At 40.6% G+C, this 8197-nt stretch carries 8 protein-coding genes; 2 read left to right on the forward strand and 6 right to left on the reverse strand.

Annotated features, from left to right (window positions below; genetic code table 11):
- A partial coding sequence (locus tag ACFVSH_RS20145) for an anthrax toxin lethal factor-related metalloendopeptidase (RefSeq protein ID WP_483878309.1) occupies positions 1 to 420 on the reverse strand: 420 nt, incomplete at its 3' end.
- A 221-nt stretch (positions 421 to 641) separates the two neighbouring features.
- Between ACFVSH_RS20145 and ACFVSH_RS20150 the strand changes: the two genes are divergently transcribed.
- The gene (locus tag ACFVSH_RS20150; RefSeq protein WP_387597226.1) at positions 642 to 884 is read left to right on the forward strand and encodes a hypothetical protein; all 243 of its coding nucleotides are present in this window, start codon (positions 642 to 644) and stop codon (positions 882 to 884) included.
- 34 nt (positions 885 to 918) lie between these two features.
- Here the strand turns inward: ACFVSH_RS20150 and ACFVSH_RS20155 are convergent, their stop codons facing one another.
- On the reverse strand, positions 919 to 1686 hold the full coding sequence (locus ACFVSH_RS20155; protein WP_387597229.1) for a TerC family protein: 768 nt from the start codon (positions 1684 to 1686) through the stop codon (positions 919 to 921).
- Positions 1687 to 1890: 204 nt separating this feature from the next.
- Positions 1891 to 2508 carry a YpjP family protein gene (locus ACFVSH_RS20160; RefSeq protein WP_387707501.1) on the reverse strand — a complete coding sequence of 206 codons (618 nt, stop codon included), beginning with the start codon at positions 2506 to 2508 and terminating at the stop codon, positions 1891 to 1893.
- 436 nt (positions 2509 to 2944) lie between these two features.
- On the opposite strand from ACFVSH_RS20160, the gene ggt reads away from it, so the two are divergent.
- On the forward strand, positions 2945 to 4633 hold the full coding sequence (ggt, locus tag ACFVSH_RS20165; RefSeq protein WP_387707503.1) for a gamma-glutamyltransferase: 1689 nt from the start codon (positions 2945 to 2947) through the stop codon (positions 4631 to 4633).
- Here ggt and ACFVSH_RS20170 read toward each other — a convergent pair.
- From ACFVSH_RS20170 to ilvD, 3 genes are all read right to left on the reverse strand, one after another.
- Entirely contained in the window at positions 4621 to 5412 is a 792-nt protein-coding gene (locus ACFVSH_RS20170; protein ID WP_387597238.1) for a class I SAM-dependent methyltransferase, read from the reverse strand. The genes ggt and ACFVSH_RS20170 overlap by 13 nt on opposite strands.
- Before the next feature lie 67 nt (positions 5413 to 5479).
- Complete coding sequence (locus ACFVSH_RS20175) at positions 5480 to 5917, reverse strand: BrxA/BrxB family bacilliredoxin (RefSeq protein WP_387707505.1); 438 nt, start codon at positions 5915 to 5917, stop codon at positions 5480 to 5482.
- Between the two features lie 174 nt (positions 5918 to 6091).
- On the reverse strand, positions 6092 to 7762 hold the full coding sequence (ilvD, locus tag ACFVSH_RS20180) for a dihydroxy-acid dehydratase (protein WP_260288177.1): 1671 nt from the start codon (positions 7760 to 7762) through the stop codon (positions 6092 to 6094).
- Positions 7763 to 8197 lie beyond the last annotated feature (435 nt).

The raw sequence follows: 8197 nt of genomic DNA on the forward strand, positions 1-8197 counted from the left end.
TTTAACCAATACCGTATGTGATCCGCCCATACCAGGCACATCATCCCAAGTTGTTTCTTTATTCAAATAACCACGTGGAGTTTTCCCCTTTAATTTGGCCGCGGATTGATTTTCTGTTATATCACCATCAAATAGTTTGATCCTCACACCACTTTCTGCAGTTTTCACCAAAAGGGAATGAGGCAGTTTATTAATGGTTCCAGCAATTTTGAGTGCTTCCCTTTCATCGAACTCCTCTTCCGGAAATAAAAATATCCTTTGTAATTCTTTATTCCCCTTAAAAAGTTCAGCTTGTCTTAAAAGATTATCTTTGTTTAAATTGCGCCATTTTACCCCTTCATCCTTCGCTAACGTATAGGAGAGCATGGAGAGTAAAAAGACAAATAATGCAAATATGGATAACCATTTTTTCCTTTTCACACTCTTCTCCCCTTTCTTCATTTCTCATTATCGTTAAGAAAATATAAGTAATTTACAATCTCTAAACCTTATATACTATTATATTAGTATAGCATATTGACCTAGTGTAAAAAATCTATGTTTTTTGGTATTTCGCTTGCACATTCATTCGAAGAAGAACAATCGACCAGGTCTTTTCATATATCAACAATATATAATCGTAAAAGGTTTAAGGTGATCGTATGGAATCCAACAATAAAAAAGCCATTTTGGATGAACACCGTGAACTTGCAGAAGAAGTCCTTGATATCTACAGTTTAAAAGTGTTCATCATTCTCGACCTTTTTCTATTCTCCATTTTCTTTGGCATACTGCTGCATCCGCTAATGTCTTCTCTTTGGCTTAACTTTTTATTGCCTTTGCTTTTCTTCACTACATTTATCGGCCTTCTTCACTTACTTGATATTTTCCTAAAAAAAAGCTGACATCATTTTTGATGTCAGCTTTTTTTAATTGTGCTCAACCATGTTCCTTGAGCTTTTTCCCTTTCTTCAAATGAGATACAATTGTGGTGCCGAAAATCAGCAAAATAAAGGCAAAAAAGATTGCAGCCGGGATTTCGATCCCTGCAACGGCCATTAGCATTTTTATAGCAATGAATCCGATAAGGACATATGCAGCAGTTTCCAATTCAGGAACCTTATCTATTAATTTTAGAAATACCCCCGCCACTCCCCGCATCATCAAGACACCAATCATACCGCCTGTCAAAAGGACCCAAACTTTTTCACTCACCCCGAATGCGGCCAAGACACTATCGACGGAAAATGCTATATCCATCAATTCCACTGCCGCAACCGTTCCCCATAATGTACCAAACATACGAATCAGAATGCTGTTTTTACTCATTCCCTGGATATCTTCGTCAATCCCAGCTTGCTTTTTTTTATTTCTAAAGTATTTAAACGAAAGCCAGCCAAGGTAGGCGGCTCCAATCACCTTCACCCACCAAAGCTTAATGAGGAATACACCGATTCCTATCGCAAAGAATCTAAAAGCGTAAGCACCTAATAAACCATAAAAAAGGGCTTTTTTCCGTTGTTTTTCAGGAAGGTGCCTGACCATTACAGCTAATACAAGAGCGTTATCCGCTGATAGTAATCCTTCCATCAATACGAGCGTTCCAATCAATCCCCAGCTCACCGGGTCGGATAAAACCTCCACCCACATATGCCAGTCAAAAAATTGAGCATACGTCTGCGTGATGTTATTTAACAACTCTGACATGATAAAGACTCCTCTGCTACTATAACAGCAAAATTAGAAAACCTTTTAAAAAATACATTGTTCCCCGTTATGATAAAAACTCTACTTTTATTTAAACACAAAATAAATACGTTGCATTTACAACGTATCATTTCGATGATTATTAGTAATCCATTTACAATTCATCATACTCTTCCAATTAAATAAAATCAACGAAACCAACCACTATGAGAGCCTTTGTTTACTCGTCCACTCTGGCGGCGTATTTTTATCCCAATATATTTTCCCGATATTATAATGGGTGGCAAATGAATCATGATGGGTATGATAGTGAAAATCGAACCAATATCCTTCCAGCGGAGGATTTTCCTGCCTGACATGGAATCTGATGATATCCTTCCCGCTGATTGAATCATAAATATGAAATATCTTCTCGGCCCTGCCAGCACTCGGCTGCTCAGTGATGGTTAATTGCTGTAATTTTTCATCTGGAAATTGTTCAGCCATTTCTGTAATGGCTTCTTCCATTTTTGGTAAGATGGCCATTTTGAACTCATCGCCAATTTTAGGATTGATCTTTTCGCCAAACTTCATGAATGCATTTTCCTCTGCCTTATTCAAAATGCCCGATAAAAATTCTTCCCGGTTGAATTCTTCCTTAATTTCAGTTGAATTCTGCGAAGGAAGATAGGCTAATCCCTCTTCTTCCACAAATCCCTTTTTAGTATCCTTTAACGAATCGGCTTCCGCTAGCCACGACAGATCTGAAGGAGTGACAAGACCAAACGTCAAAACGGATACTAAAATGACGAGACTTTTCCTGAACCAAACCGCTGCTTTCAACTCACACTCCCCCTCCTTTTTTGTATTGTCTTTATATTTAGTATACTTTTATTTTTTGGTAATTACGAATATATAGTTACCTATGTTTTGAAAATCAAAAAAAAGGATAAATACCTATATAAACTTCATGAACCAGAACTTTTTTAGTAAATTTCAACAATTTTACTTTTTAATGAAGGATTTTGACGATTATTGGAGAAATTAATTAGATTCAAGTCTTTTTAAGGAGGGGTCTTATATGGCTTCGACTGCCATGTTGGCTTTATGTCTTGTCACATTAGCATTTTTCGTATATTTATCATTTGCTGATTAAGAATAAATGAATACCTACGAAAAATCTCCTTGTCATTTTTCTTCAATGACAAGGTTTTCTTTTCAATCAAACATAAGCCTAACCTTTTGGCAGATAAAAGGACTGAATAATGGAGGAATCATTTTGGAAAACAACAATGAAATCATTAAAGATAAGGATTACAAAAGGGAAACAGATAAAGGAAACGCTGGAATGGTCGTTACAGCCCATCCTGTAGCCACTTCCATCGGGGAAAAAATATTACGTGAAGGTGGAAATGCTGTCGATGCGGCTGTTGCCATCCAATTTGCCCTAAATATTGTGGAACCCATGATGACTGGTATCGGCGGAAGTGGTTTCCTTATGGTATATAACGCTAAAGATAAAGAAACGAAAATATACGATGGCCATGTAAGGGCACCTAAAGCCGCACATCGAGACATGTTTCTTGATGATAAAGGGGAGGTCATCCCTTTTAAAGAAAGGTCAATCAAAGCTACAGCGGTTGGCATTCCCGGAATCCTGAAAGCTATGGATGAAGCACTCGCCGAAAATGGCAGCAAGCCATTAGCGGACCTCATCGAGCCATCCATCGAATTTGCTGAAAAAGGAGTTCCCGTCAATTGGGTTCTTTGCGATGCACTTAAAAATTTTGAATATCGATTGGGTGATGAAGCGCGTAAGTTCTTTATGCCAAACGGAAAAGCGTATCAAGATGGCGATCTGCTCAAAAAAGAAAAACTCGCGAATACCTATCGGATATTACAGCGTGAAGGCATTTCCGCTTTTTATGAAGGTGAAATCGGAGAAGGCATCATTTCCTGCATACAGGAACTTGGAGGGTTCATGGAGCTTTCTGATTTAAAGGACTATAAAGCTACCATCGATGTTCCCATGTATGGGACTTATAAGGATTATCTAATTGCATCATCGAATGCCCCAAGTGCTGGTGGATTCACGGTCATCCAAATCCTGAAAATATTGGAGAGCTTCCATATAGAACAATATGATGTCCGTTCTTGGGAAAAATATTATTTAATAGCAGAAGCGATGCGGCTGGCATTTACAGATAAAAAGGCATTTCTCGCTGATCCTGAATTTGCCGAATTGCCATTGGCGGGTCTCATGCATGATGAGTATATAGCTAAACGCCGCTCATTCATTAATTTCAAAACAAGAAATAATTCCATTGACTTTGGAAACCCTTGGATTTATGATTCCGTAAAACAAATGGAAGTCGTTCCGCAGCCTAATGAAGAAGATATCAGTGAAACGACACACTTCACTGTCCGTGACAGATGGGGGAATATCGCAGCATGCACTTCTACAGTGGAACATCCATTCGGATCAGGGATCATGGTTTCCGATTATGGTTTCATGCTGAATAACGAACTGACTGATTTCGATTCCATTCCAGGCGGCATGAATGAAGTGCAGCCCAATAAACGCCCCGTCAGCTGTAAAAGCCCGACCATCATCTTTAAAGATGGCGAGCCGATCTTGACGTTAGGTTCACCAGGTGGACCGACCATCATCAGTTCAGTCGTACAAACGATCATTAATGTACTCGATTTAAAAATGGATTTGAAAGCAGCCATCGAGGAACCTAGAATTTTCACTCCAATGGGCCCTCATATTGAATGGGAACCTGGAATGGATATGACTAGCAAAGGCCACTTGGAAGCGATGGGCTTCGCCTTTAATGAAGTTCCCCACTCTATAGGGAATGTCCAAGCGATTCAAATCAACCCTGATGGCTCGAACTATGGTGCTGCCGATTCAAGCCGAGAAGGCTGTGCCATTGGTCTTGATGAAACAGATTATAAATCGTAATCACTGGATTGAATGAAGCCAAAATGGAATTTGGATGTTTTTCTCTTTATTACCTCAAATCCAAATTCCTCAAAGCGGGAGCTGCGAAAATGGTCTTTCAACACGACTCTCTTGCGCGCAACCCGCTTGGCTTCATCCATTATTTCCACCGATAACTCCTTACCTACCGCAAAATGAGTAAGTCCCCTGATTCCATTCGATTCCTGAATCGTTTCTTCAAACATGGGATCGAAATATACGACGTCAAAATGATTATCCGGCAATGTTTTCAATATTTCGTAATGATCACCGTGCATGACCTCAACTCTTCGCATCGCAGAAACCATCTTTTCTTCTGCATTCTCCCATGTCTTCATCCCATGTCCCACGAGCAATGCCAAATATTGATTTCCTTCCAAAGCGACAACCTGTCCATGTTCACCCACTGCGAAACTTGAGACTATCGCATCCGAGCCCAAGCCCATTGTACAATCAAGCACAGCGTTCCCTTCATTTATATCTCCGGCAACGAGAAATGGGTCACTCTCGCCGTGCATTATTCTTTTTATACGGATCATCGCCAGGTTCGGGTGAAAAAAGAATGGTTCTTTTTCCTGGTATCGATATAACTCCATCCGCTTATTACCAAAAACAAGGCAATCATCTTCATTCTGTTCCGCTTGGATATCTCTGACCGATCTTTTTCTTCTGGCGATAAAGGGGATTTTTAATTCTTCAGCTAACCTTTTGGCTAATATCATCGTTTCTTTACCGGCTCTTCCTACTGTTGTGACAAACATGTATCCTACCCCTTCATACTCTCTAAAATTTGAAAAGAATGCCCTGTTTCCAGGGCATTCCGCTTCATCACTTATTTATTTGACTGAACGCTGCCAATAAATTTTCCATGATAGCTTCCATTGGCTGTCCTTCTATATCATGGCGTGGAATGAAATGTACGACCTCTTTGCCCTTTAAAAGAGCCATGGATGGTGAAGAAGGTTCTATTCCATCGAAGTATTCCCGCATTTTAGCTGTCGCTTCCTTATCTTGACCGGCAAATACAGTTACCAAATGATCTGGCTTATTGTCTGCTTGGAGTACGGCTTGAGTAGCAGCTGGACGGGCTAACCCGGCTGCACAGCCGCAGACTGAATTCACGACCACAAGTGTCGTACCATCTACCGATTCCATAAAGCTTTCAACCGCTTCAGCGGATTCCAGCTCATCAAAACCTGCTTGCACCAGTTCCGCGCGCATTGGTTTCACCATTTGTTTCATATATTCATCATATGCCATCGACATAAAAAAACCTCCTTGGTTACAATTCTTCAATTAGTTTAATCATACTATATTCTTGAGCGCATATGCAAAAATGACGCTTAAAGCTTTGTAAAATTTCATTGTTCTTCAAAAAAAAACATGGTGACAGAATCCACTTTCATTCTGCCTCCATGTTGTTTTAATCTTCCTTTTAACTTAAACTTTCATCACGCCGCCTGAGCTGGCATTCGTCACAAGCTTGGAGTAACGTGCTAAATAGCCTGTCCTGACTTTTGATTCGAAGCCTTTCCATTTGGCTTTGCGTTTTTCGAATTCTTCATCGGAAATTTCCAATTCTATTTTACGATTATTCAAATCCAATTCGATGATATCTCCATCTTCAACAAAGGCAATCGGGCCTCCCTCAGCTGCTTCGGGGGATATATGACCAATGCTGATGCCTCGAGATGCGCCTGAAAAACGGCCGTCGGTGATCAAACCGACTTTCGCTCCAAGTCCCCTCCCGACGATTTGAGAAGTGGGTGCCAACATTTCCGGCATACCCGGCCCTCCTTTAGGTCCTTCGTAACGAATGACCACTACATTCCCCTCTTTTACTTTTCCAGTAATGATTCCTGAAAGTGCATCTTCCTGGGAATCGAAACAAATGGCAGGACCCCTGTGGTAGCCACCAACTGATTCGTCAACCGCCCCTACTTTTACGATGGAGCCTTGTGGAGCAAGGTTACCAAATAATACCGCAAGCCCGCCACGCTCAGAATGCGGATTATCTAACGGATGGATGACGTCCTTGTCCAATATTTCACAACCGGCAACATTTTCACGGAGCGTTTTGCCTGAGACAGAAAGGCAGTCCCCATTAAAGGCACCTGGTTTTTTGAGTAACTCATTAATGACGGCACTTACACCACCGGCATTATGTACATCTTCAATATGATAATCGGATGCCGGTGCGATTTTCGCTAGATGCGGTACTCGGTTAGCTATTTCATTTATGCGTTCCATTGGATATTCAAAACCTGCTTCATGTGCCAATGCAAGTGTATGAAGAACGGTGTTGGTCGAACCGCCCATCGCCATATCCAAGGCAAAGGCATTATCAATAGCATCAATCGTTACGATATCACGAGGCTTGATATCCTGTTTGATTAACTCCATCAACTGTTTAGCGGATTTCTTAACGAATTCCTTACGTTCTTCGGCTACCGCCAAAATCGTTCCATTTCCCGGAAGTGCAAGTCCTAAGCCTTCCGCCAGGCAGTTCATGGAGTTTGCCGTGAACATTCCTGAACAAGAACCGCAAGTAGGGCAAGCAACTTGCTCGATTTCCTGCAAATCTTCTTCATTGATATTACCTGCTTGATAAGCGCCCACACCTTCAAACACGGATGTCAGTGAAAGAGATTTACCGTTTTTGTCTTTACCTGCTTTCATGGGTCCGCCACTTACGAATATTGTTGGAATATTGACACGAAGTGCTGCCATCATCATTCCCGGCGTTATCTTGTCACAGTTTGGAATGCAAACCATCCCGTCAAACCAATGTGCTGATACAACAGTCTCCACGGAATCCGCGATGATTTCACGACTTGGCAAAGAATAGCGCATACCAATATGACCCATTGCAATTCCATCATCCACCCCAATCGTATTAAATTCGAAAGGAACACCGCCAGCCTCGCGAATCGCTTCCTTCACTATTTTTCCGAATTCCTGAAGGTGGACATGACCTGGAACGATGTCGATGTAAGAATTACAAACCGCGATGAACGGTTTACCGAAATCTTCTTCTTTAACCCCTGCTGCCCGCAGCAGACTTCTATGCGGAGCTCGATCGACTCCTTTTGTAATCATGTCACTTCTCATATTTGATGTAGACATTTGTTGTACCCCCAATTTCCACTAAATGTTTAATGATTCAATATAATATAATTTTTAGTATACTCTAAAAATTCTAACATATTTACATCCAAATGCAACCATTCAATACAAAATATCTACAAAAATCATTTTTCTAAAATAATAGCGATCAAATTTATGTCAGAATAACTGCTGTATAACGAAATATTAGCCATTTTGAATGTTTTGGATTTCGACCTAGGGGAAAGATTGTCAAGTGACTTGAAGATCCGCTTCAATAATAAAAAGGCATGCGGATTAAATCATCCGCATGCCTTTTGCCTGTAACCTTTACAGGTTCCATTAAGTTATTCCCCATTAAATCTCACTTGTCATTCGCTTGTCTTGATTCAGTCATTTGCTTCCAAACCGAACCTTTTGCTTCTTCCCCATTTTCTATAC

Origin of the sequence: Peribacillus sp. NPDC058002, assembly GCF_042886655.1 — a bacterium.
Classification (GTDB): Bacteria; Bacillota; Bacilli; order Bacillales; family DSM-1321; genus Peribacillus; species Peribacillus aracenensis.